Annotated in this window: 25 protein-coding genes; 11 read left to right on the forward strand and 14 right to left on the reverse strand. The window is 60.5% G+C overall.

Annotated features, from left to right (window positions below; translation table 11 throughout):
• Positions 1 to 202 precede the first annotated feature (202 nt).
• Complete coding sequence (locus tag ACYZUC_RS21880; protein WP_461990332.1) at positions 203 to 1,258, forward strand: HAD family hydrolase; 1,056 nt, start codon at positions 203 to 205, stop codon at positions 1,256 to 1,258.
• Positions 1,259 to 1,449: 191 nt separating this feature from the next.
• On the opposite strand, the gene ilvD is transcribed toward ACYZUC_RS21880, so the two are convergent.
• From ilvD to ACYZUC_RS21895, 3 genes are all read right to left on the reverse strand, one after another.
• Positions 1,450 to 3,291: a dihydroxy-acid dehydratase gene (ilvD, locus tag ACYZUC_RS21885; RefSeq protein WP_461990334.1), complete on the reverse strand. Its 1,842-nt coding sequence runs from the start codon at positions 3,289 to 3,291 to the stop codon at positions 1,450 to 1,452.
• A gap of 258 nt (positions 3,292 to 3,549) precedes the next feature.
• Positions 3,550 to 4,749: an MFS transporter gene (locus ACYZUC_RS21890; RefSeq protein ID WP_461990336.1), complete on the reverse strand. Its 1,200-nt coding sequence runs from the start codon at positions 4,747 to 4,749 to the stop codon at positions 3,550 to 3,552.
• A 205-nt stretch (positions 4,750 to 4,954) separates the two neighbouring features.
• A complete protein-coding gene (locus ACYZUC_RS21895; protein ID WP_461990338.1) occupies positions 4,955 to 6,151 on the reverse strand; it encodes a class I SAM-dependent rRNA methyltransferase in 1,197 nt (398 codons plus the stop codon).
• Positions 6,152 to 6,506: 355 nt separating this feature from the next.
• On the opposite strand from ACYZUC_RS21895, the gene ACYZUC_RS21900 reads away from it, so the two are divergent.
• Genes ACYZUC_RS21900 through ACYZUC_RS21910 form a run of 3 tightly spaced genes read left to right on the forward strand, consistent with a single transcriptional unit; the run spans position 6,507 to position 8,541 of the window.
• Positions 6,507 to 7,322: an HDOD domain-containing protein gene (locus ACYZUC_RS21900; RefSeq protein ID WP_461996744.1), complete on the forward strand. Its 816-nt coding sequence runs from the start codon at positions 6,507 to 6,509 to the stop codon at positions 7,320 to 7,322.
• A 29-nt stretch (positions 7,323 to 7,351) separates the two neighbouring features.
• Positions 7,352 to 8,164 (forward strand): bifunctional DNA-formamidopyrimidine glycosylase/DNA-(apurinic or apyrimidinic site) lyase, encoded by an 813-nt coding sequence (mutM, locus tag ACYZUC_RS21905; RefSeq protein WP_008026119.1) that lies wholly within the window; start codon positions 7,352 to 7,354, stop codon positions 8,162 to 8,164.
• A gap of 53 nt (positions 8,165 to 8,217) precedes the next feature.
• Entirely contained in the window at positions 8,218 to 8,541 is a 324-nt protein-coding gene (locus ACYZUC_RS21910; protein ID WP_223434042.1) for a multidrug transporter, read from the forward strand.
• Between the two features lie 102 nt (positions 8,542 to 8,643).
• Here the strand turns inward: ACYZUC_RS21910 and ACYZUC_RS21915 are convergent, their stop codons facing one another.
• From ACYZUC_RS21915 to ACYZUC_RS21935, 5 genes are all read right to left on the reverse strand, one after another.
• Positions 8,644 to 8,895, reverse strand: coding sequence for a YfhL family 4Fe-4S dicluster ferredoxin (locus tag ACYZUC_RS21915; RefSeq protein ID WP_003195146.1), 252 nt, complete (start codon positions 8,893 to 8,895; stop codon positions 8,644 to 8,646).
• A 176-nt stretch (positions 8,896 to 9,071) separates the two neighbouring features.
• Entirely contained in the window at positions 9,072 to 9,551 is a 480-nt protein-coding gene (gene coaD, locus ACYZUC_RS21920) for a pantetheine-phosphate adenylyltransferase (RefSeq protein WP_003177462.1), read from the reverse strand.
• 115 nt (positions 9,552 to 9,666) lie between these two features.
• Positions 9,667 to 11,262: a GMC family oxidoreductase gene (locus ACYZUC_RS21925; protein WP_461990343.1), complete on the reverse strand. Its 1,596-nt coding sequence runs from the start codon at positions 11,260 to 11,262 to the stop codon at positions 9,667 to 9,669.
• Positions 11,263 to 11,393: 131 nt separating this feature from the next.
• Positions 11,394 to 11,939 (reverse strand): twin-arginine translocation pathway signal protein, encoded by a 546-nt coding sequence (locus ACYZUC_RS21930; RefSeq protein ID WP_192416704.1) that lies wholly within the window; start codon positions 11,937 to 11,939, stop codon positions 11,394 to 11,396.
• Positions 11,940 to 11,967: 28 nt separating this feature from the next.
• Positions 11,968 to 13,398, reverse strand: a complete 1,431-nt coding sequence (locus ACYZUC_RS21935; protein WP_461990345.1) for a coniferyl aldehyde dehydrogenase — start codon at positions 13,396 to 13,398, stop codon at positions 11,968 to 11,970.
• A gap of 146 nt (positions 13,399 to 13,544) precedes the next feature.
• Between ACYZUC_RS21935 and ACYZUC_RS21940 the strand changes: the two genes are divergently transcribed.
• Together ACYZUC_RS21940 and ACYZUC_RS21945 are read left to right on the forward strand one after the other, a co-directional pair.
• The gene (locus tag ACYZUC_RS21940; protein WP_008026133.1) at positions 13,545 to 14,216 is read left to right on the forward strand and encodes a TetR/AcrR family transcriptional regulator; all 672 of its coding nucleotides are present in this window, start codon (positions 13,545 to 13,547) and stop codon (positions 14,214 to 14,216) included.
• 33 nt (positions 14,217 to 14,249) lie between these two features.
• Positions 14,250 to 15,104, forward strand: a complete 855-nt coding sequence (locus ACYZUC_RS21945; RefSeq protein WP_461990347.1) for a sulfurtransferase — start codon at positions 14,250 to 14,252, stop codon at positions 15,102 to 15,104.
• Between the two features lie 94 nt (positions 15,105 to 15,198).
• On the opposite strand, the gene ACYZUC_RS21950 is transcribed toward ACYZUC_RS21945, so the two are convergent.
• From ACYZUC_RS21950 to ACYZUC_RS21970, 5 genes are read right to left on the reverse strand one after another with little or no spacing between them, the layout of a single operon-like run.
• Entirely contained in the window at positions 15,199 to 16,026 is an 828-nt protein-coding gene (locus tag ACYZUC_RS21950) for an AraC family transcriptional regulator (protein WP_192416707.1), read from the reverse strand.
• 4 nt (positions 16,027 to 16,030) lie between these two features.
• Positions 16,031 to 17,029, reverse strand: coding sequence for a hydrolase (locus ACYZUC_RS21955; RefSeq protein WP_461990349.1), 999 nt, complete (start codon positions 17,027 to 17,029; stop codon positions 16,031 to 16,033).
• Positions 17,030 to 17,084: 55 nt separating this feature from the next.
• Positions 17,085 to 17,696 (reverse strand): 16S rRNA (guanine(966)-N(2))-methyltransferase RsmD, encoded by a 612-nt coding sequence (rsmD, locus tag ACYZUC_RS21960; protein WP_192416708.1) that lies wholly within the window; start codon positions 17,694 to 17,696, stop codon positions 17,085 to 17,087.
• Positions 17,696 to 19,186, reverse strand: a complete 1,491-nt coding sequence (locus ACYZUC_RS21965; protein WP_461990351.1) for a M16 family metallopeptidase — start codon at positions 19,184 to 19,186, stop codon at positions 17,696 to 17,698. The genes rsmD and ACYZUC_RS21965 overlap by 1 nt, the downstream gene beginning before the upstream one ends.
• A complete protein-coding gene (locus ACYZUC_RS21970) occupies positions 19,179 to 20,534 on the reverse strand; it encodes a M16 family metallopeptidase (protein ID WP_461990353.1) in 1,356 nt (451 codons plus the stop codon). Before ACYZUC_RS21970 ends, ACYZUC_RS21965 begins: the two co-directional genes overlap by 8 nt.
• Before the next feature lie 344 nt (positions 20,535 to 20,878).
• Here ACYZUC_RS21970 and ftsY point away from each other — a divergent pair, with 344 nt between their 5' ends.
• The 4 genes from ftsY to rpoH all read left to right on the forward strand — a co-directional run bounded on the left by ftsY (position 20,879) and on the right by rpoH (position 25,056).
• Positions 20,879 to 22,402 carry a signal recognition particle-docking protein FtsY gene (gene ftsY / locus ACYZUC_RS21975; RefSeq protein WP_461990355.1) on the forward strand — a complete coding sequence of 508 codons (1,524 nt, stop codon included), beginning with the start codon at positions 20,879 to 20,881 and terminating at the stop codon, positions 22,400 to 22,402.
• Positions 22,399 to 23,070: a cell division ATP-binding protein FtsE gene (gene ftsE, locus ACYZUC_RS21980; protein ID WP_008026149.1), complete on the forward strand. Its 672-nt coding sequence runs from the start codon at positions 22,399 to 22,401 to the stop codon at positions 23,068 to 23,070. Before ftsY ends, ftsE begins: the two co-directional genes overlap by 4 nt.
• Positions 23,067 to 24,089, forward strand: a complete 1,023-nt coding sequence (ftsX, locus tag ACYZUC_RS21985) for a permease-like cell division protein FtsX (RefSeq protein WP_461990356.1) — start codon at positions 23,067 to 23,069, stop codon at positions 24,087 to 24,089. The genes ftsE and ftsX overlap by 4 nt, the downstream gene beginning before the upstream one ends.
• Before the next feature lie 112 nt (positions 24,090 to 24,201).
• The gene (gene rpoH / locus ACYZUC_RS21990; protein ID WP_007897890.1) at positions 24,202 to 25,056 is read left to right on the forward strand and encodes an RNA polymerase sigma factor RpoH; all 855 of its coding nucleotides are present in this window, start codon (positions 24,202 to 24,204) and stop codon (positions 25,054 to 25,056) included.
• A gap of 178 nt (positions 25,057 to 25,234) precedes the next feature.
• On the opposite strand, the gene mtgA is transcribed toward rpoH, so the two are convergent.
• Positions 25,235 to 25,957, reverse strand: a complete 723-nt coding sequence (gene mtgA / locus ACYZUC_RS21995) for a monofunctional biosynthetic peptidoglycan transglycosylase (RefSeq protein WP_461990357.1) — start codon at positions 25,955 to 25,957, stop codon at positions 25,235 to 25,237.
• Positions 25,958 to 26,031: 74 nt separating this feature from the next.
• Between mtgA and ACYZUC_RS22000 the strand changes: the two genes are divergently transcribed.
• Entirely contained in the window at positions 26,032 to 26,403 is a 372-nt protein-coding gene (locus tag ACYZUC_RS22000; RefSeq protein ID WP_461990359.1) for a DUF423 domain-containing protein, read from the forward strand.
• The last annotated feature ends 62 nt before the right edge of the window (positions 26,404 to 26,465 follow it).

Consider the following 26,465-nt stretch of genomic DNA (forward strand, 5'->3'; position numbering starts at 1 on the left):
GCAGCTGCGAACCGGTAAGCCTAACAGCTTGATTTTCAATGAATTAATATCAAAAAAGTCTGATGACTGTCGTTTTTGGAATAAGCCGGTGTCGCTTAAAGGAATGCAGCTGGCGCGATAGGTGCGTTGGCCGTCGCTGACAGACGGGGACTGTCACACTTATTTGTTAGCGTCGATGTCTTTAATTCAGGGAGATCTATCGATGAAGTTCGCACCGAAATTTCTGCTCGCTGCACTGTGCATTGGCCTCGCCGGCCAGGCCTTCGCTACGGATTTGAAGCACTGGCCAGCCGATCAGGCCAAGGCGCTGGACGCGATGATCGCGGCCAACGCGAACAAAGGTAACTACGCGGTGTTCGACATGGACAACACCAGTTACCGCTACGACCTCGAAGAGTCGCTGCTGCCGTTCATGGAAAACAAGGGCCTGATCACCCGCGAGAAACTCGATCCCTCCCTGAAACTGATTCCGTTCAAGGACACCGCCGACCATAAGGAAAGCCTGTTCAGCTACTACTACCGCCTCTGCGAACTCGACGACATGGTTTGCTACCCATGGGTCGCCCAGGTGTTCTCCGGTTTCACCCTGCAAGAGCTCAAAGGTTATGTCGACGAGTTGATGGCGTCCGGCAAACCGGTGCCGGCCACCTATTACGAAGGCGATGTGGTCAAGAAGCTCGACGTCAACCCGCCGAAAGTTTTCACCGGTCAAACCGAGCTGTACAACAAGCTGATGGAGAACGGCATCGAGGTCTACGTGATGACCGCCGCTTCTGAAGAGCTGGTGCGCATGGTCGCCTCCGATCCGAAGTACGGTTACAACGTCAAACCGCAAAACGTGATCGGCGTGAGCCTGCTGCTCAAGGATCAAAAGTCCGGTGAGTTGACCACGGCCCGCAAGCAGATCAGCGCTGGCAAGTATGACGAGAAGGCCAACCTCGGCCTCGAACTGACCCCGTACCTGTGGACCCCGGCGACCTGGATGGCCGGTAAACACGCGGCGATCCTGACCTACATCGATGAATGGAAAAAACCGGTACTGGTCGGCGGCGACACCCCGAGCAGCGACGGTTACATGCTGTTCCACGATGTTGACGTGGCCAAGGGCGGCATCCACTTGTGGGTCAACCGCAAGGACAAATACATGACCCAGATTAACGGCATGATGGCCAAACACGCTGCGGCCCAGGCCAAAGAAGGGTTGCCAGTGACGGCGGACAAGAACTGGGTGATCGTGACGCCAGCAGAAATCCAGTAACCGCAACACCGATCAACTGTAGGAGCCGGCTTGCTGGCGATGGCGGACTTCCAGCCGAAAACGTCACTGGCTGACCCACCGCTATCGCCAGCAAGCCGGCTCCTACAGGGATTTGCATACAACGCAGATCTAACGATTGGCAAAAAAATGCCCCGCACTTGGCGGGGCATTTTCATGGGGGCGACTGACGCTTACAGCCCGTCAAGCATCGCCTTGTTACGCACGGCACCCTTGTCGGCGCTGGTCGCCAGCAGGGCGTAGGCTTTCAGTGCGGTGGTCACTTTACGTGGACGTTTCTCCACCGGCTTCCAGCCTTTCTGATCCTGCTCGGCGCGGCGGCCGGCCAATTCTTCATCGCTGACCAACAGGTTGATCGAGCGGTTCGGAATGTCGATCAGCACTTTGTCGCCGTCCTGCACCAGACCAATCGCGCCACCGGCAGCGGCTTCCGGCGAAGCGTGGCCGATGGACAGGCCCGAAGTGCCGCCGGAGAAACGGCCGTCGGTGAGCAGGGCGCAGGCTTTGCCCAGGCCTTTGGATTTCAGGTACGACGTCGGGTACAGCATTTCCTGCATGCCCGGGCCGCCTTTCGGGCCTTCGTAACGGATGATCACGATGTCGCCGGCCTTCACTTCGTCAGCGAGGATGCCGCGTACGGCGCTGTCCTGGCTTTCGAAGATTTTTGCGTTGCCTTCGAACACGTGGATCGACTCGTCGACGCCCGCGGTTTTCACTACACAGCCGTCGAGCGCGATGTTGCCGTAGAGAACGGCCAGGCCGCCTTCTTTCGAGTAAGCGTGTTCAACACTGCGGATGCAGCCGTTTTCACGGTCGTCGTCCAGGGTTTCCCAACGGGTCGACTGGCTGAACGCGGTTTGCGTCGGGATGCCCGCCGGGCCGGCCTTGAAGAAGTGATGCACGGCTTCGTCGTCGGTCTGGGTGATGTCCCACTTGGCGATGCCTTCGGCCAGGGTCTTGCTGTGCACGGTCGGCAGGTCGGTGTGCAGCAGGCCGCCACGGGCCAGCGAACCGAGGATGCTGAAGATCCCGCCGGCGCGGTGCACGTCTTCCATGTGGTACTTCTGGATGTTCGGCGCGACTTTGCACAGTTGCGGCACGTGACGGGAAAGACGGTCGATGTCGCGCAGGTCGAAATCGATCTCGGCTTCCTGGGCGGCGGCCAGCAAGTGCAGGATGGTGTTGGTGGAACCGCCCATGGCGATGTCCAGGGTCATGGCGTTTTCGAACGCCTTGAAGTTGGCGATGTTGCGCGGCAACACCGACTCGTCGTTGTCGGTGTAGTAACGCTTGCACAGCTCGACGATGGTGCGGCCGGCGTGCAGGAACAACTGCTCGCGGTCGCTGTGGGTGGCGAGGGTAGAACCGTTGCCCGGCAAGGCCAGGCCCAGCGCTTCAACCAGGCAGTTCATCGAGTTGGCGGTGAACATGCCGGAGCACGAACCGCAGGTAGGGCAGGCGCTACGCTCGTACTCGGCAACCTTCTCGTCAGAAGCGCTGGAGTCGGCGGCGATCACCATGGCGTCGACGAGGTCGAGACCGTGGCTGGCCAGTTTGGTCTTGCCGGCTTCCATCGGGCCGCCGGAGACGAAGATCACCGGGATGTTCAGGCGCAGGGACGCCATCAACATGCCTGGGGTGATCTTGTCGCAGTTGGAGATGCAGACGATGGCGTCGGCGCAGTGGGCGTTGACCATGTACTCGACGGAGTCGGCGATGATCTCGCGACTCGGCAGCGAATACAGCATGCCGTCGTGGCCCATGGCGATGCCGTCATCCACGGCGATGGTGTTGAATTCTTTGGCGACACCGCCGGCGCGTTCGATTTCGCGGGCGACCAGTTGGCCCAGGTCCTTGAGGTGGACGTGGCCCGGTACGAACTGGGTGAACGAGTTGGCAATGGCGATGATCGGCTTTTTGAAGTCGTCATCTTTCATCCCCGTGGCGCGCCACAATGCGCGGGCACCGGCCATGTTGCGGCCGTGGGTGGATGTTTTCGAGCGGTAATCAGGCATGAAGCACTCCGGGCGGCTAATCAGGTATCAAAAGGGAAGTGAGCTTCTATTGACGTCTGGAACACTCAGAAATGGCCGTGTGTCCGGAAGTTGCCGATAACTTTGCGGGATCGCCGCGCGCTTCAGCTTGAGCTCATAAACCCGCCGGGGGATGACTGGCGATGAATGTCGCGATTCTACACGGCTGGCGGCTGGAGGGAATGCCGGGACGCGCTGATCCGGCGCCGGTGGCGTGCGCCGGATGACGACCGGCGTAAATCAACTCGCGTTCAGTGCCAGATTGCGCTGCATGATCAGCGCGTTCAAACCCAGGCCCGCGCCGCTAAGGATCAGGAAACACAAGGCGAGCGCCGTGGTGAGGTCTTCGGACGCGAGATTGATCACCACGCTGATCAGCCCGCCGCACATGAAGATCATCACCCCGCCGACCGAGGATGACGTACCGGCATCCTGTGGATAGAGGGTCATGGCTTTGGAATTGGCGATAGGCCGGGCAATGGTGGTGCCGGCCGTACAAATGAGCATCGGGATCAGCACCGCAGCGGCCGTCAGCCCGAATTGATTCGCCAGCCACAGCATGACCAGCCCCGACAGTGCGATCAGGCCGAGGCCGATCACTATCTGTGAATTGGCCGGCAGACGCCGATGCAATGCGCTGGCAACTATCCCGCCGAACACATAAGCCACGCCATACAGCAACAATGTCCAGGCGAATTCGTAGGGCGTGAGTGCCAGGCGCTCCATGAAAATGATCGGCGACATGACGATGAATGAAAAATGGCAAGCGAAGGCCAGGGCCGAAATCAGCCAGTAACCCATGAAGCGAAAATCCGCGCATAGCCGCCAGTAGGCACTGAAAAAGTGACCGGGCGCCGCATTGCGACTGCGCGGGGTTTCCTTGAGGAGCACGCCAGCCCTTATCCAGACGAAAACCGCCAGCGCGATAAAGACATAGAAGCTGCCCTGCCAGTCCAGATGCATCTGCAACCAGGTTCCAAGCAGCGGCGAAATGGAAATGAACACGCCGGCGGCGGTGGTCATCCAGATCCTCATTCGTTCCTGTTCCTTGCCGACGAACAAATCCTGAATCAGCGCTTGCGACAGCACAAAGGACCCGCAACCCACGGCCTGAATGACGCGAAATACCAGAAACCAGCTGTATTCACTGGAAAGCAGACAACCCGTAGCGCCGACTATTGAGATGGCGATTCCGGTCAGCAATAGATTTTTTCGCCCCCACCTATCCGACAACGGTCCGACCAGCACCACCGATAGCCCAAGGCCAATGGCAAACAGGCTGACCGAAAGGGCAATGTCGGACGCCAAGGTCCGGAAGTAATCAGAAAGCGCGGGAAAGGACGGGAGTACGACGTCCAGCGGGAAAACACCCAGTAGCGTCATCGTCATCAATAGCAGGATGAGCGACGATTTTTTCGCGGTGTGCGGGGAAGGGTTCATCAACAGCGCTCTCGATCCGTGAGGGGTAGCCGAGAGTCGACTTGATGAATAGGGAAGTCAATGCAGGAGGTGTGGGACTGTTCTCAGACCGTTGTAGGAGCGAGCCTGCTCGCGAAAAACGAGCAGGCTGCGGGGGTGTCAGGCAGCCAGCGTTATCGTTGACGACCATCGCGAGCGAGCTCGCTCCTACAGTAGTTCTGTGTTGTTAGCTGTTTGGCAGCAACCGGCAGGTGATGCTCTTGATGTAGCGGGTTTCAGCGATGGCTGGGTGTACCGGATGATCCGGACCCTGACCGCCACGTTCCAGCATCTGGATGTTGCGATCCAGGTGGCGGGCGCTGGTCAGCAGGATGTTCTGCAGGTCATCTTCCGGCAGGTGCATCGAGCAGGATGCGCTGACCAGGATGCCGTCCTTGCTGAGCAGGCGCATGGCTTGCTCGTTCAGGCGACGGTAAGCGTTTTCACCGTTTTTCATGTCTTTCTTGCGTTTGATGAACGCCGGCGGGTCGGCCACGATCACGTCGAAGCGTTCTTCGCTGGCTTTCAGTTCTTTCAGCGCTTCGAAGACGTCACCTTCGAGGCAGGTTATTTTTTCAGCGAAACCGTTCAGCGCGGCGTTGCGCTCGACGCCGTCGAGGGCGAAGGCGGAAGCATCGACGCAGAACACTTCACTGGCGCCGAATGCTGCGGCTTGCACGCCCCAGCCGCCGATGTAGCTGTACAGGTCGAGGACGCGTTTGCCTTTGGCGTACGGGGCCAGGCGTGCACGGTTCATGCGGTGGTCGTAGAACCAGCCGGTTTTCTGGCCCTGAATGACCGGGGCTTCGAACTTCACGCCATTCTCTTCCAGCGCGACCCACTCCGGCACCAGGCCGAACACGGTTTCGACGTAGCGGTTGAGGCCTTCGGCGTCGCGGGCGGCGGAGTCGTTCTTGAACAGAATGCCGCTTGGCTTGAGCACTTGGGTCAGCGCCGCGATCACGTCGTCTTTATGCGCTTCCATGGTTGCCGAAGCGATCTGCACCACCAGGATGTCGCCGAAACGGTCGACCACCAGGCCTGGCAGCAGGTCGGAGTCGCCGTAGACCAGGCGATAGAACGGCTTGTCGAACAGGCGATCGCGCAGGGACAGGGCAACGTTCAGGCGGTGCACCAGCAGCGATTTGTCCAGCGGCAACTTGATGTCGCGCGACAGCAGACGAGCGCAGATCAGGTTGTTCGGGCTCATGGCGACGATGCCCAGCAGCTTGCCGCCGGCGGCTTCGAGGATCGCCTGGTCACCGGCCTTGAAGCCGTGCAACGGGGTGGCAGCCACGTCGATTTCGTTGCTGTAGACCCACAAGTGGCCGTTTCGCAGGCGACGGTCGGCGTTGGCTTTGAGGCGCAGGCTAGGCAGGGACATGACGTCGCTCCGGAAAAAAGAGCGGGAGTATAGCGTGTTGAGGGTGGTGGCGGGCCGGGTGGGCGATGAAACGCTGACGGCCCCTTCGCGGGCAAGTCGGGTCGCCGCACCGCTCGCTCCTACAGGTTTCGCGTCGTACGCAATTTCCGTGACCGACACAAAACCCGTAGGAGCGAGGCTTGCCCGCGAAGGCAATTTCGAATGCTCCACGGAAATGAAACTTTGGCCGATGTTGTCCGCCGGTATGTCGGATCCAACTTTATAAAGGTTAGAATCGGCGCCTGTCCCAGAGTGTGTACTTATGTCCCAAGAGCTGACCACCGAACAGATCCAACAGTCCCTGCAAGGCATCAGCGTGCCGGCCCAGCCGCAGATCATGGTGGATCTGCAGATGGAGCAGTACATGCCCGACCCGGATCTGGAAGTGATCGCCAAGCTGATCTCCCAGGACCCGGGCCTCTCTGGTGCCCTGCTGAAAATCGTCAACTCGCCGTATTACGGCTTGAGCAACAAGATCGCCTCGATCCAGCGTGCAGTGAATCTGCTGGGCAGCCGTTCGATCATCAACCTGATCAACGCACAGTCGATCAAGGGTGAAATGAACGATGACACCATCGTCACCCTGAACCGTTTCTGGGACACTGCTCAGGACGTGGCGATGACCTGCCTGACCCTGGCCAAGCGCATTGGCGTCCAGGCCGGCGATGAAGCGTACGCCCTGGGCCTGTTCCACGACTGCGGCGTGCCGCTGATGCTGCAGCGGTTCCCGGATTACATGACCACGCTGGAAGAAGCCTACGCCAGCGCCAGTGCCGAATGCCGGGTGGTGGACACGGAAAATCGGGTGTTCAATACCAATCATGCGGTGGTCGGTTATTACACGGCCAAATCCTGGCGCCTGCCGGAGCATGTGAGCACGGCGATCGCCAATCACCACAATGCGCTGGCGATTTTCAGCGATGAGTCTTCGCGCAACAGCCAGCTGAAAAACCTGTTGGCGATCCTGAAAATGGCCGAGCACATTTGTGCGTCCTACCGGGTACTGGGCAACCAGAACGAGGACCGTGAATGGAACACCATCGCGCCGCTGGTACTCGATTACGTGGGCCTCTCGGACTACGACTTCGAAACCCTCAAACAAACGATTCGCGACCTCGGCACTCACCGCTGAGTGCCGTCAGCGCCTGATTCGAGAGCACCATGCCTGAACTGCCGGAAGTCGAAACCACCCGCCGCGGTATTGCGCCGTACCTGGAAGGCCAACGCGTCAGCCGGGTGATCGTGCGTGACCGTCGCCTGCGCTGGCCGATCCCTGAAGACCTGGATGTGCGGCTCTCCGGCCAGCGTATCGTGCTGGTGGAGCGGCGCGCCAAGTACTTGCTGATCAACGCCGAAGTCGGCACGCTGATCAGCCACTTGGGCATGTCGGGCAATCTGCGCCTGGTGGAAGTCGGCCTGCCGGCCGCCAAGCATGAGCATGTGGATATCGAGCTGGAATCGGGCCTGGCCCTGCGTTACACCGACCCGCGACGGTTCGGCGCGATGCTCTGGAGCCTCGATCCGCTTAACCATGAATTACTGATTCGCCTGGGGCCTGAGCCGTTGACTGATCTGTTCGACGGCGAGCGCTTGTTTCAGCAGTCCCGTGGGCGTTCGATGGCGGTCAAACCGTTCATCATGGACAACGCCGTGGTGGTCGGCGTCGGCAATATCTATGCGACTGAAGCGCTGTTTGCGGCCGGTATCGACCCGCGTCGCGAGGCAAAGAGCATTTCCCGGGCGCGCTATTTGAAATTGGCGATCGAGATCAAACGCATCCTGGCCGCCGCCATCGAGCGCGGCGGTACGACGTTGCGCGACTTTATCGGCGGCGACGGTCAGCCCGGTTATTTCCAGCAGGAATTATTCGTGTACGGCCGTGGCAGCCAACCGTGCAAGGTCTGCGGAACAGAGCTGCGGGAAGTCAAACTCGGGCAGCGCGCCAGCGTCTTTTGCCCGCGCTGCCAGAGCTGATATTCCTACGGTCTATAGTCAGTGTTCTCACTGCCTAGTCGAAGGACCGTGCCATGAACCTGTTCCGAACCCTTGCCGTGGTTTTGCTGCTGAGTGCCGGTGCACCGGCGCTGGCAGCAAATACCGGCAGCGGCGACCCGCGCTACACCATCCAGAATCCCCCGGCGTACGCCATGCTCGGCGACTTGCTGATTGCCCGACCCTTGCTGGTCGTGGCAACGGTGATTGGCGCGGGGGCGTTTGTGGTGTCGTTGCCGTTTACCGCGCTGGGCGGCAATGTCGGTGACGCGGGACAGGCGTTGGTGGTTGATCCGGCGAAAGCGGCGTTCGTAAGGTGTCTGGGATGTATCGGGGAGGGGTTTGAGCAGCGGGAGTGAAGCCTAAAAGCTTCGCGGGCAAGCCTCGCTCCTACAATGTTAGCGCTGCTTCTGTAGGAGCAAGGCTTGCCCGCGAAGGCGTCCTCACAGACGCCTCATGGCTCACGCCTTACCGGTAATCTTCCGGTACTTCTCCATCAACTGCTCTTCAGTCTCCGGATGCGCTTCGTCCAGTGGAATGCAATCCACCGGGCACACCTGCTGGCACTGAGGTTCGTCGTAGTGGCCGACACACTGGGTGCACAGGTTCGGGTCGATCACGTAGATCTCTTCGCCTTGGGAAATGGCGGCGTTCGGGCACTCGGGTTCGCAGACGTCGCAGTTGATGCAATCGTCGGTGATGATCAGGGACATGCTAACTCCAGCCGGGGCGGCAGGCCCGGGCGCTAAAAACCAATGCGCAATTGTGCCGCATTGGCGCTGTAGGAGCCAGCTTGCTGGCGATGGGCGGGAGAGCGCCGCGTTCATTCAGGCAGCACTCGTCATCGTTAACATCCATCGCCAGCAAGCTGGCTCCTACAGGTCTGGCGTTATTTTTTAAATCGAAGTGTCAGAGCGTCAGCCACCGCAGGGTGGACGAACTTGGTGATATCGCCGCCCAACGCCGCGATTTCACGGACCAGCGTCGAGGAAATGAACGAATAGCGCTCGGACGGTGTAAGGAACAGACTTTCCACATCCGGCGCCAACTGACGGTTCATGTTGGCCAGCTGAAATTCGTATTCGAAGTCCGACACTGCGCGCAAACCACGCAGGAACACGTTGGCATTCTTCTCTTTGGCGAAGTGCGCCAACAGCGTCGAGAAGCCGACGACTTCAACGTTCGGCAGATGTTTAGTGACCTCGCGGGCCAGCTCCACACGCTGTTCCAGGGGAAACAACGGGTTTTTCTTCGGGCTGGCGGCGACGGCGATGATCACATGATCGAACAGGCGCGCGGCGCGTTCGACCAGATCGCCATGGCCCTTGGTAATAGGGTCGAAGGTACCTGGGTACAACACTCGGTTCATCGCGTCGTCCTGGCGGGAGTCCGTTGGGGAGTCGGATGGTATCGCAGCCTTCCCGGTCGGCCAAGTCGCCTGTTGGGTAAGAAAGCACTATAGACGATAGGAATATTCGCTCTTTTCATGGGTTTTTCAAACGTTCGGCCAACGAAGTCGCCAGTTGCGCCGTCAGCCCGTAGACCGACAATTGCGGGTTTGCGCCAATGCTGGTGGGGAACAGCGAGCCGTCGTGGATCGACAGGTTGCTGAGCTGATGATGCCGGCCGAGGCTGTCGGTCACGGCGTTTTTCGGGTCTTCGCCCATGGCGCAACCGCCCATCACATGGGCACTGCCCAAGCGTGTGCGATACAACTCAAGGCTCAGGCCGTCGATCAGCGTGCGCGCCTCGGCCAGGGTTTTCACATAGCGCGCGTCGGCGTGCATCGGCATCACGGCGTTGGCGCCGCCGGCGAACTGGATCTCGGCCATGCTGTGGAAGGCGCGGCGCAGTCCGTCCCAGGCGTAGGGTGAAACCTGATAATCGAGCACTGGCGTGTTGTCGCCGCGCAATTCGACGCTGCCACCGGGGCTGTCCGGGTGAAAGCCATCGCGCAGCAACGCCAGCATGGCGTGGGTATGCGGCAGGCTTTCCATGTGTCGGGCGCTTTCCTGGCCAAAACCGCCGAGCAATGTGGCGGCCAGGGCTGGGTGCAGGGGTGGCACTTCGAGTTTGTAGGCCATCGGGCCGGTGGTGCCGTTCTGCCATTGGAAATGGTCGGAATAGATCGACTGCGGCGCGCCGTAGAACGGGTTGATCACCTCGTCGAACAGCCCGGCGGACATGTTCACCAAATGCAGGAACGTGCGCTTGCCCAGACGTTTGTGCGGATCGGGCGCGTCGGAACGCAACAGCAACGCGGGGCTGTTGATGCCGCCGCCGGCCAGCACGTAATGCCGCGCCTTGACCGAGATCGTCTTGCCCGTGGGGGCGACGCAGCGATCATCCATCGCCACGCATTGCAGGCCGGTGACCTTGCCGTCCTTGATCATCAGTTTCTCGGCGCGGGCCAGGTAAAGCAGCTCGCCGCCCTTTTCCAGGGTCGCCGGAATCGTCGTGACCATCATCGATTGCTTGGCGTTGGTCGGGCAGCCCATGCCGCAGTAGCCAAGATTCCAGCAGCCGCGCACGTTGCGCGGGATCACGTGCCAACTGTAGCCGAGCTGCTCGCAGCCTTTGCGAATCACATCGTTGTTGGCGTTCGGCGGAACCATCCAGGGTGCGACGCCCAGACGTTGCTCCATTTTCTCGAACCATGGCGCCATCTCGGCCGGGCTGTGGCCTTTGACGTTGTGCTCCCTGGCCCAGTGTTCGAGCGTTGGCTCTGGCGTGCGGAAACTCGAGGTCCAGTTGATCAGCGTGGTGCCGCCCACTGCGCGGCCCTGAAGGATGGTAATCGCGCCGTCCTTGCTCATGCGGCCGATGCCTTCCTGATAGAGGCTGGTGTAGGCCTGGTCTTCAAGCATCTTGAAGTCGCTGCTGGTCTTGAGCGGACCTTCTTCGATCAACAGCACCTTGTAGCCGGCGGCGCTGAGGATTTCAGCGGTGGTGCCGCCGCCCGCGCCGCTGCCGATGATCGCCACGTCCGCTTCGAGGGTCAGGTCCTCGGACAGTTGCGAGCCGTTGTGGGTTTTCCAGCCACGGGCCATGCCTTCGCGGAACGGATCGGGTACGGGCATATTCGGGTTCTCTTGTTTTTATATTGAGAAATGTGTCGTTCATCAGGCCGCCTTCGCGGGCAAGCCTCGCTCCTACAGATCGCATAGGCTTTGTAGGAGCGAGGCTTGCCCGCGAAAGGGCCGACTCGGTCCTAAACGGTTGGCGGTCCGGGATACCCGCAATGCGCCCACGACTCAGCCCGGCTGTACCACGCCATCATCACCAGTTGCAGCAACGAGCTATGCCCCATGCGCAACAGGCTCAACGAGCTGTTTTCCCAGCGATCAAGAAAGTGCCGGATCTCATCGGCACTGGCGTTTTCCCAACTGCCCCAGATCCCGGTCAACGGCCCGCGAGTCACGGCCATCCCCAGCACATCGAACAATTGCCGAGTGAGTTTGAGCATTTCCGGTGACAGGTGATTGAGGCCGTTATCCAGGCAGTGCAAGGTCTGGTCGAGCGCCATCGGCATTTTCCCGGCGACCACGGCGCCATCGAGCATCACCGGAATCAGCGCCCGTAAAAACAATAGATCGCCGCTGCGCAGGATCGCGAAACCGCTGGCCGGGATGCTCGACGAGCACCCGCTGAGGCTCGCGCCGAGTCCGGCCGTGGCCAGAAACGCGCTTGCGCCGAGGCTGAATTTAAGCAGGCCGCGCCGTGACAGCGCGGGTGTATCGGACAGGCTTGGGCTCATTATTGTTATTACCCGGCGGTGAAGGTCGTTAGCGGATAAACAGCTTCTGGATCAGTTTCTGAATGGTTTTTCCGTACGGCGGGTAGATCAGTTTCGCTGCGTTGAAACGCTGTTTGATCAGCACGCCTTTGGCCTTGCTGAACGTCAGGAAACCTTCGTGGCCGTGGTAATGGCCCATGCCCGAGGCGCCGATGCCGCCGAAGGGCATGTCGTCCTGCGCGACGTGCAGCAACGTGTCGTTCAGGCACACGCCTCCGGAGTGGGTTTCATGCAGGACGCGGTTTTGTTCGCGCTTGTCGTAGCCGAAGTAATACAGCGCCAGTGGGCGAGGGCGACGATTGATGTAGGCAAATGCTTCATCCAGATCCTTGTACGGAACGATCGGCAGCAGCGGACCGAAGATTTCGTCCTGCATCACCATCATCTCGTCGGTGACGTTCAGCAGCAGGCTGTGGCTCATGCGCCGGCCCTGGCCCTGGTCGAACAGCGGAATCAGCAGCGCGCCCTTGCTGGTGGCGTCGCTGATGTAGCCGTTGAGCCGGGCCAGTTGTCGGTCATTGATGATCGCGGTGTAGTCCGGGTTGTCAGCCAGTGTCGGATAAAACCCGCGAACCGCCTGACGGTAGGCTTCGACGAAAGAACCCACGCGGTCTTCCGGGACCATTACGTAGTCCGGGGCGACGCAGGTTTGCCCGGCGTTGAGCGTCTTGCCGAAAGCAATACGTTCGGCGGCGTCCTTCAACGGCACATCACGAGAGACGATGGCCGGGGACTTGCCGCCCAGTTCCAGCGTTACCGGCGTCAGGTTCTCGGCCGCTGCACGCATCACGTGTTTGCCGATGCTGGTGGCGCCGGTGAACAGCAGGTGATCAAAACGCAGGCGGGAGAACGCTACGCCGATATCGGCCTCGCCGAGCACCACGCAAACCAGGTCTTCGGGGAAGATCCGCCCAAGCAATTCCTTGAGCAACAGGCCGGTGGCGGGTGTCGATTCGCTGAGTTTGAGCATCACCCGATTGCCCGCCGACAACGCGCCAACCAAAGGGCCGATGGCCAGATACAGCGGGTAGTTCCACGGAACGATCACCCCGACCACGCCCAGCGGCTGGTAAACGACTTTCGCCGAGGCTGGCTGGAAGGCCACGCCGACCTTGCGTCGTGAAGGTTTCATCCAGCCTTTGAGGTGCTGACTGGCATAGTGAATGCCGTGCAGGCTGGGCATCAGTTCGGCGAGCAGGGTTTCATCGGCGCTGCGGTGGCTGAAGTCCTGGCTGATCGCATCGATCAGGGCCTGACGTTCATTGCTCAACAAATCGCGCAGGGCTTTGAGCCATTGAAGTCGCTGGGCTGCGGGCGGCATCGGGTTGGCGGCATAGGCTGCGCGCTGGTCGTCGAACCGGGATTGGAGCTCCTCCAGGGGCTGCTGCAGGTTCTGCAGATAGGCGATGTCAGCAGTCATGGTCGGCTCCGGATTTATTGTAGTGATGAACTTTTTAGAGTCTATACTCTATAAAGTCAAATGAGATCCTGACATCGCGTTGTTTTATCCGCTCGCGGTTAGGTCGTAAGATGCCCCTCAACGCACTCTGAATTAAAGCTCAAGCCATGGCCCCTCGGATCAAAACCAGCGAGCGCATCGTGCAGAACAGCCTGGAGCTGTTCAACCAGCAGGGTGAGCGCAGCATCAGCACCAACCACATTGCTGCCCACATGGACATTTCTCCGGGCAACCTCTACTACCACTTCCCCAACAAGCAGGCGATCATCGCCGTACTGTTCAGTGAGTACGAAAGCCTGGTGGACAGCTTCCTGCGCCCACCCCAGGGGCGCGCCGCGACGGTTGAAGACAAGCGCTTCTACCTTCAGGAGTTGCTGGCGGCGATGTGGCGCTACCGGTTTTTGCATCGTGATCTCGAGCACTTGCTCGACAGCGATCCGGAACTCGCCGCCCGTTATCGGCGCTTTTCCCAGCGCTGCCTGATCTATGGCACGCACATCTACGCGGGATTCGTCGAGGCCGGCATCCTGTCCATGGATAAGGTGCAGATTGAATCCCTGACGCTTAATGCGTGGATCATCCTCACGTCCTGGGTGCGTTTCCTGTGCACCACGCGGGAAAATTCCAACCACCTGAGCGAGCAGGCGATCAAACGCGGCGTGTATCAGGTGCTGGTGCTGGAGGCCGGTTTTGTCACCGATCAGTCGCGTGATGCGGTGAACGCGCTGTACGAGGAGTTTTACGTGCCGCTGGCCCAGGCACTGGAAGAAGTGCAGTAGGATTCAAAATCGACCACCTCACAGGAGCCCGTTATGCCCATTGCGCAACTGATCAGCCCGCAAGCACTGGACCTGAAAAAGGACCAGCCGGGGTTGGTGATTCTTGATTGTCGTTTTGCCCTCGAAGACCCGGACTACGGCCAGCGCAGCTATGCCGAAGGGCACATCGCCGGGTCGAGCTTCGCTGATCTTGAGCGTGATTTGAGCGGGGCGGTGGTCAAGGGCGTGACCGGGCGCCATCCGTTGCCGCAACCTGCGGACTTGATCGAACGCCTGCAAGCCTGGGGCATCAATGCCGACAGCGATGTGGTTTTGTATGACGACGGCCCCGGTGCCTACGCGGCGCGGGCGTGGTGGTTGCTGGCCTGGCTGGGCAAGCGTGACAACGTGTTTATCCTCGATGGCGGGCTCAAGGCCTGGCACGCGGCGGGTTTGCCCTTGAGCCTTGATGCGCCCGGTATTGAACGTGGCACCTTCGCGGGAACGCCGGACAATACGCTGCTGTTGAACGCCGAACAGCTTCAGCACCGTCTCGGCCAGCCCGATTTGACCTTGCTCGATGCCCGTGCCTTGCCGCGCTTCAAGGGTGAAGTGGAGCCGATCGACCCGATTGCCGGGCACATTCCCGGCGCGCAATGTGCGGCATTCACCGACAACCTGGGCAGCGACGGGCGTTTTCTGCCGGCCGATCAGCTCAAGCAGCGCTTTGCCGCGAAACTCGGCAATCGCGCGCCGATCGATCTGGTGGCGTACTGCGGTTCCGGCGTGACGGCGTGCCATAACCTGTTCGCCTTGTGCCTCGCGGGATATCCGTTGGGCTCGTTGTATGCCGGTTCGTGGAGCGAATGGATCAACGACCCCGCGCGTGGCATCGCCACCGGCGAATAAACACCAATCCCCTGTAGGAGCCGGCTTGCTGGCGATAAGCGCAACGCGGTCAATCAGACAGACCGCATTGCTTCTATCGCCAGCAAGCCGGCTCCTACAGAAGCGCTCTGCGATATGCCCCAGGCCCCACCCCGTAAACCTGCTTGAACTGTCGGCTCAGATGACTCTGGTCGGCAAACCCCAATTGTGTCGCCACTTCCAATGGCAAACAGCCGCCCTGCAACAACGCCCGCGCCCGAGCGATGCGCTGCTGCATCAACCAGGTGTGCGGTGGCATGCCGGTGGCGCTGCGGAACACCCGGGCGAAATGAAAGGGCGACAGATTGACCGCTGCCGCGAGTTCTTCCAGCGACGGCGGTGCCGCCAATTGCGCTTGCAGCAGTTCCTTGGCCTGCGTCACCGCGCGGTGTTCCTTGCCGGGTTTGCCGGCGTCCGGAACGGCGGCGTGACGTTGCAGCAGCGACAACATCATTTCTCGCCAGGCTGTCTGCTGTTGCAGGGCGGTGGAGGGCGTTTCGAGCAGACGATGCAGTTGGCAGAAGCCTTTCACCAGGTCCGGATCGCGATACAGCGTGGCGCCAAATGCCGGCAGGTTATGGGTCGGCAGTTCCAGCTCATCGAGCAGTGACAGAATCTGCCCGCTGTCGGGATAAAATGCCCGGTACAACCAACCGTCTTCCGTGCCTTTGTGACCGGTGTGCAACTCGTCGGGGTTGATCAAAACGAGCGTGCCGCTGCCCGCCAGATGTTCGGCGCCGCGATAGCGGTAACGCTGGGCGCCGGCCATGATCATGCCGATCACGTAACCGTCATGCACATGCGGGGCGAAACGGTGTTCGATGTAGCGTGCGGACAACAACTCGACCCCGGCCAAAGGCGCCGTTTGCCAGAAACGGATCGACTCGCCCTGATCGATGTCCATCGGTTTACCCGCGACCCACGGCGGTCAGCCACTGCGGGATGCGCCGTTCCAGGTAGTAACCCGGCTGCCGGAACGAGCCATCGACGAAGCCGACATGCCCGCCCTTGGCTTGCAGTTCTAATTGAGTGCAGACGGACAGCTCCTCGGCTTGCGGCAGGCTGTGAGGAAATACAAACGGGTCGTCGGCGGCCTGAATGATCAGCGTCGGTGTGCGAATCTCGCCCAGAAAGTAACGGCTTGAGGCGCGGCGATAGTAATCCTGCGCATCGGTGAAACCGTGCAACGGCGCGGTGACCCGGCCATCGAAATCCCAGAACGTGCGCATGTTTTCCAGCGAGCCCAGCGCGGCCAATTCCGCCAGGCCATCCTCGCGTCCGTCATGCTGGAACTGCCGCTGCTTGTTCTTGATGTAGGCGACCATCTCGCGCATGAAGTGCGCCTGATACACCTTCGAGAAACCCTGGCCGATGCGGTCGGCGCAGTGATCGAGCCGAAACGGCACCGACACCGCCACGGCACCGAGCACGCCGCTGTCGCTGCCGGTCTCGCCCAAGTGCTTGAGCAAAACGTTGCCGCCGAGGGAATAACCGACCGCATACAGCGGCGCGAGTGGCCGTTTGGCCCGCAGGTGCTTGATGGTTTCGGCCAAATCTTCGCTGGCGCCGGAATGGTAGCTGCGCGGCAACAGATTCGGTTCGCCGGAGCAGCCGCGCCAGTTCAGCGCGACGCTGGCCCAGCCTTGGTCACCCAAGGCTTTTTGCACGCCGGCCACATAAGGCGAATTGGAAGAGCCGGTCAGGCCATGCAGCACCAGCACCAGCGGTGCATCGGCGCTGTGCGGGCCGTGCCAGTCCAGGTCAAGAAAGTCGCCATCTTCGAGCCACAAACGTTCGCGTTCGCGATCGATGTGCGTGGTTTTGCGCCAAAGCGGTCCCCACAAGGTCTGCAAGTGCGGGTTGCCGAGGCCGAAGGCAGGGGTGAAGCGTTCTGACGGAAAAGACACGATTGCTCTCGATGCAGCGGTGCGCAACCTGTGCGCACCTTTTCAGGCCGGTCGGTTAACCGGCGATCTCTGCCATACGTTGCCACAACGAATAGTAGACGCGCCCGGATTTCTGCTCTCGGTGCAGGCGCCAGTTGGCCGGCAGGCCAAGCGTCGAGGGGGCGGTTTCGCTTTCGGTGTACACCCAGGCATCGTCCGCCAGCCATTGGCGCTCTTCGAGCAGCGTGCAAACGGCGGGCAACAGGTTCTGGTTGAACGGCGGGTCGAGGAACACCACGTCATAAGCGCTCGCGGTCTGGGTCTCCAGATAGCGCAAGGCATCGGCCGTCTGGATCTGGCCGGTGGTGCAGCGCAGGGTACCCAGATGTTCCTTGATACTTGAGACCGCGATATTGCTGGCGTCCAGCGCCTGGCCCATTGCCGCGCCACGGGACAGCGCCTCAAGGAACAGCGCACCGCTGCCGGCGAATGGATCAAGTACCTTGGCGCCGGCGATGTAAGGCGCCAGCCAGTTGAACAAGGTTTCACGCACTCGGTCTGGCGTCGGGCGCAGGCCCGGTGCATCGGGGAAGCTCAGCTTTCGGCTGCCCCATTCACCGCCGATGATGCGCAGTTGGTTCACGCCGTTGTGCACGTTGTGAACAGGCTTTTTAGGACGAGTGGCCATTAATGCTCCGGAACCCCGAGCGGCTGCTCGGCAGGTTTATCAGTAGGGGCCGGTAACGGCTTTTGCGGCACGGTCGGGCCAGCGCTGACGATGACCATTTTATCCGTGCTCAGGTGTTTGTTCAGTGCGGCTTTGACTTGCTCGACGGTCAGGCTCTGGGACTGCTGCATGAAGTCCTCCAGGTAGCTCAACGGCAGATTGTAGAAGCCCATCGCGCCGAGCTGGCCGACGATGTCGGCGTTGCTGGCGGTGGACAGCGGGAAGCTGCCGGCCAGTTCACGCTTGGCGTCGTCGAGTTCTTTTTCGGTCGGGCCGGTTTTAAGGTAGTCGGCGAGCACGTCCTGCACCAGTTTCAGCGTGCCTTCGCTCATCTCGGCGCGGGTTTGCAGGTTGATCATGAACGGGCCACGCGCCTGCATCGGGGTGAAGCCCGAATATACGCCATACGTCAGGCCGCGCTTCTCGCGTACTTCGCTCATCAAACGGGTGCCGAAGCCACCGCCGCCGAGGATCTGGTTGCCCATGGACAGCGCGGCGTAATCCGGATCGTCACGGTCGATGCCCAGTTGCGCGAGCATCAGGTTGGTCTGCTTGGACGGAAACTCGATGTGGCCGATGCTGGCTTTCGGTTCTTCAGGTTGCGGCAGTTTCGCCAGCGCGGGGCCTTTTGGCAGCGCACTGGAGACTTGTGCAGCAATCGCCTCGGCTTCGGCGCGGGACAGGTCCCCCACCAGCGCAATCACCACGTTGCCGGCGGCGTAGGCTTTCTCATGGAACGCCTTCAACTGAGCCAGGGTGATGGCTGGTACGGTTTTCGCCGTGCCATCGCTGGAATGCGCGTACGGGTGATCGCCGTATAAGCGGTTCATCAGCTCGATACTGGCCAGTTTGCCGGGGTTCTGTTTCTGGTACTCGAAGCCGGCGAGCATCTGGTTCTTGATGCGCGCAAACGAATCGGCGGGGAAGGTCGGTTTGCCGACAACTTCGGAGAACAGCTTCAACGCAGGCTCGCGTTTATCCGCGGCACTGAGGCTGCGCAGCGACGCCAGCGCCATGTCCTTGAACGCACCGTTGCCAAAGTCGGCGCCCAGGCCTTCGAAGCCCTGAGCGATAGCGCCGACATCTTTACCCGCCACACCTTCGTTGAGCATCGCATTGGTCAGCACGGCCAGGCCCGGCGCACCGCCGTCCTGGCTGCTGCCGGCGGCGAAGATCAGGCGCATGTCGAACATCGGCAACTCGCGGGCTTCGACGAACAGCACCTTGGCGCCTTCGGCGGTGTTCCAGGTTTGCACGTTGAGCGAGCGGCGGCTCGGTGCCTTGCCGCCGAGTTCGGCCAGCGATTGCAGTTTCTGGCTGGACTTGGCCTTGTCGAGGGCTTCGCTGGCGTTGGAGTGGTCGGTCTTCAGTAAATAGAAGGCAGCGGAGCCAATCAATGCGACAGCGACCAGGCCGATCAAGGCCAGACGTGGTTTTTTATGCTCACTCATGAGTCGTCTCCAGTGGCAGGACATGGGCGACGCTGAGACGTTCGCGGGTGAAATACAGCTTGGCGGCTTTCTGGATGTCTTCTGGCGTGACGCTTTCCAGTTCGGCCAGTTCGGTGTCCATCAGCTTCCAGGACAGGCCGACGGTTTCCAGTTGGCCGATAGCGGTGGCCTGGCTGGTGATCGAGTCGCGCTCGTAAACCAGACCGGCGATCACTTGAGCCCGCACGCGCTCCAGCTCTTCGGCGGACGGCGCGGTGGTTTTCAGCTGTTCGAGCAGCTTCCACAAACCGGCTTCGGCCTGGGCCATGGTTTTGTTTTTCTGGGTGTTCGGCGTTGCCGACAGGGTGAACAGGCTGTCGCCGCGGGTGTAGGCGTCGTAGCTCGACGAACCGCCGGATACCAGCTCTTCGCCGCGCTCCAGTTGCGTCGGGATGCGTCCGCTGTAGCCGCCATCGAGCAGGGCCGAGATCAGGCGCAAGGCGTTGACCGAACGTTTATCTTCGGCGGTAGCGATGCTCGGTACGTTGAAGGCCAGCATCAGGCTCGGCAGTTGGGTCTGCACGTGCAGCGTAATCTGCCGTTCGCCGGGCTCGGCCAGTTCGACCGGTTTTTTCGCCGGTGGCACGTCGCGTTTGGCGATCGGGCCGAAGTAGCGCTGGGCCAGGGTTTTCACTTCGTCCGGTGTCACGTCGCCGACCACCACCAGCGTGGCGTTGTTCGGCACGTACCAGGATTGGTACCAGTGGCGCAGCTCTTCGACCTTCATGCGGTCCAGGTCAGCCATCCAGCCGATGGTCGGCGTGTGGTAACCGCTGGCCGGGTAGGCCATGGCCTTGAAGCGTTCGTAGGCCTTGGACATCGGCTTGTCGTCGGTGCGCAGACGACGTTCTTCTTTAATGACTTCGATCTCGCGGGCGAACTCGTCGGCCGGCAAGCGCAGGCTGGCCATGCGGTCGGCTTCGAGCTCGAAGGCCACGCCCAGACGGTCGCGGGCCAGCACCTGGTAATAAGCGGTGAAGTCGTCGCTGGTGAACGCGTTCTCTTCGGCGCCGAGGTCTCGCAGGATCAGCGAGGCTTCGCCGGGGCCGACTTTCTCGCTGCCCTTGAACATCATGTGTTCCAGGGCGTGGGACAAACCGGTCTGCCCCGGCGTCTCGTAGCTGGAGCCAACCTTGTACCAGACCTGGGAAACCACCACTGGCGCGCGATGGTCTTCGCGCACGATGACCTTCAGGCCATTGTCGAGGGTGAATTCGTGGGTGGGTTGCGGATCGGCAGCAAAGGCTGAAAGTGGCAGACAAACTGTGCTGAGCAGCAGGCCTGCAGCGCGGCGGGCTAGAGCATTCATTCGTTTTTAAACCTGTTGAGCTGCCCGCTTGGTCTTAGCGTCGGCGGGCGAGAGGGTGCTAGGATACTGATCCGTTTTACTGGCGGCCACGCCTATCAGGCCTTTGATCGGTCAGCAGGTTGTTTGGGTTTGCGCCGGAAGCTTTGAGTTTGTCAGCTAAACTCTGCGTTTTCGCCGACGATGCCGTTCCAGTCCTTCGTATTAGTCGACCTTTGAGGCGCTGTTTGCACCTCTACAAAATGTTGCGCGTGAACAAGCTGGGTCAATCGCAGTCTGTTCTGCATCGAATATTTATTTGCCGAGGCGCCTTTTGGCGCGTCGCTACCGTGAGATAGCCGTCCTCCATGTTTGGTTCCAACGACGACAAGAAAGCCCCAGCTGCGGCTGGCGAGAAGAAAAGCCTGTTCGGATGGCTGCGCAAAAAGCCGCAGGAAACCGTCGTCGAACAGCCACAGCCCATTCCTGAGCCAGTACCTGCACCGGTAATAGATGAAGCGCCGGCGCCGGTTGTCCTGCCGATCTCCGAACCGGTGCTGCAACCGGTGGTTGAGGCGCAACCTGACGTCGTGGCTGAACAGCCGCTGACGCCTGCCGCCGAGCCGTGGCTGACCTTGCCGGTAGCGGAAGAGCCGGTATCGTTGGTCGAAGACGAGCTGGCGCCGCACATTACGCCGCCGATTCCGGCGCCGAGTGCGTTTTCTCCTGCGCCCGTTCAGGTGCCAGTGATTGAGCCAGTTGTTGTGGCCGAACCTGTGCCGGCTGTTACAGAGCCTGAGATTCCTGCTTTCGTTGCTCCGGTTGCTCCGGTTGTTCAAGCGCCAGAGCCTGCGCCGGTCGTCGCCCCCGTCGCCCCCGTTGCCGCCGCGCCCGTCGTGCCCGTCGTGCCCGTCGTGCCGGTCGAAACACCCGCCGAGCCTGTGCGGACCGAAGAAACCAAAGCCGGTTTCTTCGCCCGGCTCAAGCAAGGCCTGTCCAAGACCAGCGCCAGCATCGGCGAAGGCATGGCGAGCCTGTTTCTTGGCAAGAAGATCATCGATGACGAGCTGCTCGAAGACATCGAAACCCGTCTGCTGACCGCCGACGTGGGCGTTGAAGCCACTTCGGTGATCATCCAGCGCCTGACCCAAAAGGTTGCCCGCAAAGAGCTGGCCGATGCCGACGCGCTGTACAAGTCCCTGCAGGCGGAACTGGCGGCGATGCTCAAGCCGGTCGAGCAACCGCTGAAAATTACCTCGCAGAACAAGCCGTTCGTGATCCTGGTCGTGGGCGTCAACGGCGCCGGCAAGACCACCACCATCGGCAAACTCGCGAAGAAGCTGCAACTCGAAGGCAAGAAAGTCATGCTGGCAGCGGGCGACACCTTCCGCGCAGCCGCTGTCGAGCAATTGCAGGTCTGGGGCGAGCGCAACAAGATTCCGGTGATCGCCCAGCACACCGGCGCCGACTCGGCTTCGGTGATCTTCGACGCCGTGCAAGCCGCCAAGGCCCGTGGCATTGACGTGTTGATCGCCGACACCGCCGGTCGCCTGCACACCAAAGACAATTTGATGGAAGAGTTGAAGAAGGTTCGCCGGGTTATCAGCAAGCTCGACGCCGACGCGCCGCACGAAGTGCTGCTGGTGCTCGACGCCGGCACCGGGCAGAACGCCATCAACCAGGCCAAGCAATTCAACCAGACCGTCGAACTGACCGGCCTGGCGCTGACCAAGCTCGACGGCACCGCCAAGGGCGGGGTGATTTTCGCCCTGGCCAAGCAGTTCGGCCTGCCGATTCGCTACATCGGCGTCGGTGAAGGCATCGATGACTTGCGTACCTTTGAAGCAGAACCCTTTGTCCAGGCACTGTTTGCCGAGCGGGAGCGTTCATGATTCGTTTCGAACAGGTCGGTAAACGCTACCCGAACGGTCACGTCGGCTTGCATGAGCTGAGCTTTCGAGTCCGTCGGGGCGAATTCTTGTTTGTAACCGGCCATTCCGGCGCCGGTAAAAGCACCTTGTTGCGCCTGCTGCTGGCCATGGAGCGTCCGACCACCGGCAAATTGCTGCTGGCCGGTCAGGACCTCGGCACCATCAGCAACGCACAGATTCCTTACCTGCGTCGGCAGATCGGCGTGGTGTTCCAGAATCACCAGTTGCTGTTCGATCGCACGGTGTTCAACAACGTTGCCCTGCCGTTGCAGATTCTTGGTTTGTCCAAGGCCGAAATCGCCAAACGTGTGGATTCGGCACTGGAGCGCGTGGCGCTGTCGGACAAGACCGATCTGTACCCCGGCGACCTGTCCACCGGCCAGCAACAGCGCGTCGGCATCGCCCGCGCCATCGTTCACCGCCCGGCCTTGCTGCTGGCGGATGAGCCGACCGGTAACCTCGACCCGCGCCTGGCGGCCGAGATCATGGGTGTGTTCGAAGACATCAACCGTCTGGGTACCAGCGTGCTGATCGCCAGTCACGACCTGGCCCTGATCGCGCGCATGCGTCACCGCATGCTGACACTGCAACGCGGCCGATTGATCGGCGACGGGGAGGCGGGCGAATGAGTGCGACACGCAGCCCTAAAGTCTCCGAACGCGTGGCGCCGAAAGCCGCCGATCCGCAACCGCAGAAGAAAAAACGCGACGATGACGACGGTCCGGACTTCGCCACGCTGTTCCGCGCCTGGATTGAAAGCCATCGCGCCAGTCTGCTGGACAGTCTGCGGCGCCTGGGCAAGCATCCCATCGGCAGTTTCTTCACCTGCATGGTGATGGCGGTTGCCCTGAGTTTGCCGATGGGCCTGTCACTTTTGCTAAGTAACGTCGAACGTCTTGGCGGTTCCTGGCAGCGTGCGGCGCAGATTTCCCTGTACCTGCAACTTGAGGTCAGCCCGGCTGAAGGCGAATCGTTGCGCGATCAGATCAAAGGCATTCCGGGCGTAGCGGATGCCGAATATGTCGGTCGTGATCAGGCGCTGGAAGAGTTTCAGCAGCAGTCCGGCCTGGGCGAAGCGTTGAAGGAGCTGCCGGAGAACCCGCTGCCAGGCGTGGTGCTGGTAACCCCGAACGAGGTCGACAAGCCCGCGCTTGAAGCATTACGACAAAAACTTTCCGAGCTGCCGAAGGTACAACAGGCACAACTTGATCTAGTCTGGGTCGAGCGTCTGGCAGCCATCCTCAAGCTGGGTGACCGTTTTGTCTTCGGTCTGACCGTGCTTCTGGTTTCTGCATTACTTTTGGTGATAGGCAATACCATTCGTCTTCATATTGAAAACCGCCGCACAGAGATAGAAGTGATTAAACTCGTCGGCGGCACTGACAGCTATGTGCGCAGGCCCTTTCTGTATATGGGCGCGCTGTATGGCTTCGGTGCGGGGATACTTTCCTGGGGCGTATTGGCGTTTGGCTTGAACTGGCTGAACGAGGCAGTGGTTGGACTGGCCGGTTTGTACGGCAGTAATTTTGCGCTGGCGGGAGTGCCAGTAGCCGACGGTCTGTCTCTCTTGCTTGGCGCGGTGCTGTTAGGGTATATCGGTGCATGGATTGCAGTCGCACGCCACCTGAGGGAGCTTGCGCCTAAGTAGTATCATTTTGCTCGTATTGACCTTTCAGCGTTTATGGGAACTTGTCTTTTGGTTTCCGGTCAATTTTCGCAGTGCTGAACTGCACGAGTTTGTAAGACGGAGGTTTTTTCGTATGACCAATTCTTTGCAACCTGCATATGCTCTGGTCCCGGGTGCGAACCTGGAGGCCTACGTGCACACCGTCAACAGCATTCCATTGCTGACGCCGGAGCAGGAGCGTGAACTGGCCGAGAGTCTCTACTATGAGCAGGATTTGGGGGCGGCTCGGCAGATGGTGCTCGCCCACCTGCGTTTTGTCGTACATATCGCCCGTAGCTATTCCGGCTACGGTCTGGCTCAGGCTGACCTGATCCAGGAAGGTAACGTCGGCCTGATGAAGGCCGTGAAGCGCTTCAACCCGGAAATGGGTGTGCGTCTGGTTTCGTTCGCTGTGCACTGGATCAAGGCGGAAATTCACGAGTTCATCCTGCGCAACTGGCGCATTGTGAAAGTCGCGACCACCAAGGCCCAGCGCAAGCTGTTCTTCAACCTGCGCAGCCAGAAGAAACGTCTGGCGTGGCTGAACAACGAGGAAGTCCATCGTGTGGCGGAAAGCCTCGGCGTAGAGCCGCGGGAAGTGCGCGAGATGGAAAGCCGACTGACCGGCCATGACATGGCCTTCGACCCGGCCGCAGAAGCGGACGACGACAGTGCTTTCCAGTCGCCGGCCAACTATCTGGAAGACCACCGGTACGACCCGGCCCGTCAACTGGAAGACGCCGACTGGAGCGACAACTCCAATCACAACCTGCACGAAGCGCTGGAAGTGCTGGACGATCGCAGCCGTGACATCCTTTATCAGCGCTGGTTGGCTGAAGAGAAAGCCACGCTGCACGACCTGGCGCAGAAGTACAACGTGTCGGCCGAGCGTATTCGTCAGCTCGAGAAGAGTGCGATGAACAAGCTCAAGTTGTCGATCGCCGCCTAAGCTGTGCGAAGGCAATAAAAAACGCCCCGATCATTGATCGGGGCGTTTTTGTTTGTGCTCGAAAGTCTTGAATCCGGCGCTGCTTTTGTAGGAGCCGGCTTGCTTGCGATCGAGGCGATAGGGTGTGTCAGGCATATCGCGATCGCTGGCAAGCCAGCTCCTACAAGGGGCGGCGGTGTTACTGGGCCCAAGGCGCCCGACGCGAATCGTTGAGCCCCAGGAGATAACTGTCACCACCCAACTGGCTCATCTGCTGCCGAATCCACCCGGCACGACGTGCAACATAACTAGTCGGGTGACTCGCGCTCCACACCCGTGGGTTAGGCAATACAGCCGCCAGATAACTGGCCTGCTGCCGGGACAGCGACTTGGCGCTTACACCAAAGTGATGCCGAGCCGCCGCTTCCGCGCCAAACACCCCGTCATCCCACTCGACGCTGTTCAGGTACACCTCAAGGATCCGCTGTTTGGGCCAGAACACTTCGATCAGCCCGGTAAACCAGGCTTCCAGACCTTTGCGCAGCCAGCTACGGCCGGACCACAAAAACAGGTTTTTCGACACTTGCTGGCTCAAGGTGCTGGCACCGCGAACCGAACCACCCAGCTCGTTGTGCGCCAGGGCTGCGCGGATCGCACCGAGGTCAAAACCCCAATGCTCCGGGAATTTCTGATCTTCACCGGCAATCACTGCGACTTTGAGGTCGTCGGAGATTTCATCCCAGGGTTTCCAGGTGCGTTGCAGGTCGATGGGCTCGCCGTCGAACCAGGATTCGATCTTGCGCTCGACCATCAGCGTCGTGCCCGGTGGTGGCACCACGCGGAAAATCAGCACCAGCAATACGCTGCCGCCCGCGAACCAGAGCACGGCCTTTGTAAATCGTCGTAAAAATAAACGCAGCATAGAGATGGCTTGGCCGAACCCATTGAGCGGGCCATTATACAGACCCTGTTGATCGAGTCTGACTGGAGTTCTTCATGCTGCGTGGCTTTCTGATGCTGGCCGCTTTCTTCGGCTTCACCGGCGTTGCCCTTGGCGCATTCGCCGCCCACGGCTTGAAAAGCCGGCTGACGCCTGAATACCTGGCGATTTTCCACACCGGCGTCACCTACCAATTGGTGCACACCTTGGCGTTGCTGGGTGTGGCACTGCTTGCCACGCAGATTCCGGGTCGTTTGATCACGTGGGCCGGCGCCTCTTTTGCCATTGGCATCCTGCTGTTTTCCGGCAGTCTGTACCTGTTGACCCTGACCGGTATCAGCAAGCTCGGAATCATCACGCCCTTCGGCGGCCTGGCATTCCTGATCGGTTGGTTCTGTCTGGGCCTTGCCGCCTGGCGCTTAAACTGACCTTGTAGGAGCGAGGCTTGCCCGCGAAGGCGACAGTCAGCCACCATCATCTTCGTCTGACA

This window comes from Pseudomonas sp. GT1P32, assembly GCF_054897805.1.

Coding starts and splice junctions, on each gene's coding strand:
- ilvD (WP_461990334.1), bottom strand. CDS start 3,291: ATGCCTGATTACCGCTCGAAAACATCCACCCACGGCCGCAACATGGCC.
- ACYZUC_RS21940 (WP_008026133.1), top strand. CDS start 13,545: ATGGCCCCTCGGATCAAAACCAGCGAGCGCATCGTGCAGAACAGCCTG.
- mtgA (WP_461990357.1), bottom strand. CDS start 25,957: ATGCTGCGTTTATTTTTACGACGATTTACAAAGGCCGTGCTCTGGTTC.
- ACYZUC_RS22000 (WP_461990359.1), top strand. CDS start 26,032: ATGCTGCGTGGCTTTCTGATGCTGGCCGCTTTCTTCGGCTTCACCGGC.
- ftsX (WP_461990356.1), top strand. CDS start 23,067: ATGAGTGCGACACGCAGCCCTAAAGTCTCCGAACGCGTGGCGCCGAAA.
- ACYZUC_RS21945 (WP_461990347.1), top strand. CDS start 14,250: ATGCCCATTGCGCAACTGATCAGCCCGCAAGCACTGGACCTGAAAAAG.
- ACYZUC_RS21880 (WP_461990332.1), top strand. CDS start 203: ATGAAGTTCGCACCGAAATTTCTGCTCGCTGCACTGTGCATTGGCCTC.
- coaD (WP_003177462.1), bottom strand. CDS start 9,551: ATGAACCGAGTGTTGTACCCAGGTACCTTCGACCCTATTACCAAGGGC.
- ACYZUC_RS21970 (WP_461990353.1), bottom strand. CDS start 20,534: ATGAATGCTCTAGCCCGCCGCGCTGCAGGCCTGCTGCTCAGCACAGTT.
- ftsY (WP_461990355.1), top strand. CDS start 20,879: ATGTTTGGTTCCAACGACGACAAGAAAGCCCCAGCTGCGGCTGGCGAG.
- ACYZUC_RS21895 (WP_461990338.1), bottom strand. CDS start 6,151: ATGTCCCTGCCTAGCCTGCGCCTCAAAGCCAACGCCGACCGTCGCCTG.
- ACYZUC_RS21915 (WP_003195146.1), bottom strand. CDS start 8,895: ATGTCCCTGATCATCACCGACGATTGCATCAACTGCGACGTCTGCGAA.
- rpoH (WP_007897890.1), top strand. CDS start 24,202: ATGACCAATTCTTTGCAACCTGCATATGCTCTGGTCCCGGGTGCGAAC.
- mutM (WP_008026119.1), top strand. CDS start 7,352: ATGCCTGAACTGCCGGAAGTCGAAACCACCCGCCGCGGTATTGCGCCG.
- ftsE (WP_008026149.1), top strand. CDS start 22,399: ATGATTCGTTTCGAACAGGTCGGTAAACGCTACCCGAACGGTCACGTC.
- ACYZUC_RS21965 (WP_461990351.1), bottom strand. CDS start 19,186: ATGAGTGAGCATAAAAAACCACGTCTGGCCTTGATCGGCCTGGTCGCT.
- ACYZUC_RS21890 (WP_461990336.1), bottom strand. CDS start 4,749: ATGAACCCTTCCCCGCACACCGCGAAAAAATCGTCGCTCATCCTGCTA.
- ACYZUC_RS21925 (WP_461990343.1), bottom strand. CDS start 11,262: ATGCCCGTACCCGATCCGTTCCGCGAAGGCATGGCCCGTGGCTGGAAA.
- ACYZUC_RS21930 (WP_192416704.1), bottom strand. CDS start 11,939: ATGAGCCCAAGCCTGTCCGATACACCCGCGCTGTCACGGCGCGGCCTG.
- rsmD (WP_192416708.1), bottom strand. CDS start 17,696: ATGGCCACTCGTCCTAAAAAGCCTGTTCACAACGTGCACAACGGCGTG.
- ACYZUC_RS21910 (WP_223434042.1), top strand. CDS start 8,218: ATGAACCTGTTCCGAACCCTTGCCGTGGTTTTGCTGCTGAGTGCCGGT.
- ACYZUC_RS21935 (WP_461990345.1), bottom strand. CDS start 13,398: ATGACTGCTGACATCGCCTATCTGCAGAACCTGCAGCAGCCCCTGGAG.
- ACYZUC_RS21950 (WP_192416707.1), bottom strand. CDS start 16,026: ATGGACATCGATCAGGGCGAGTCGATCCGTTTCTGGCAAACGGCGCCT.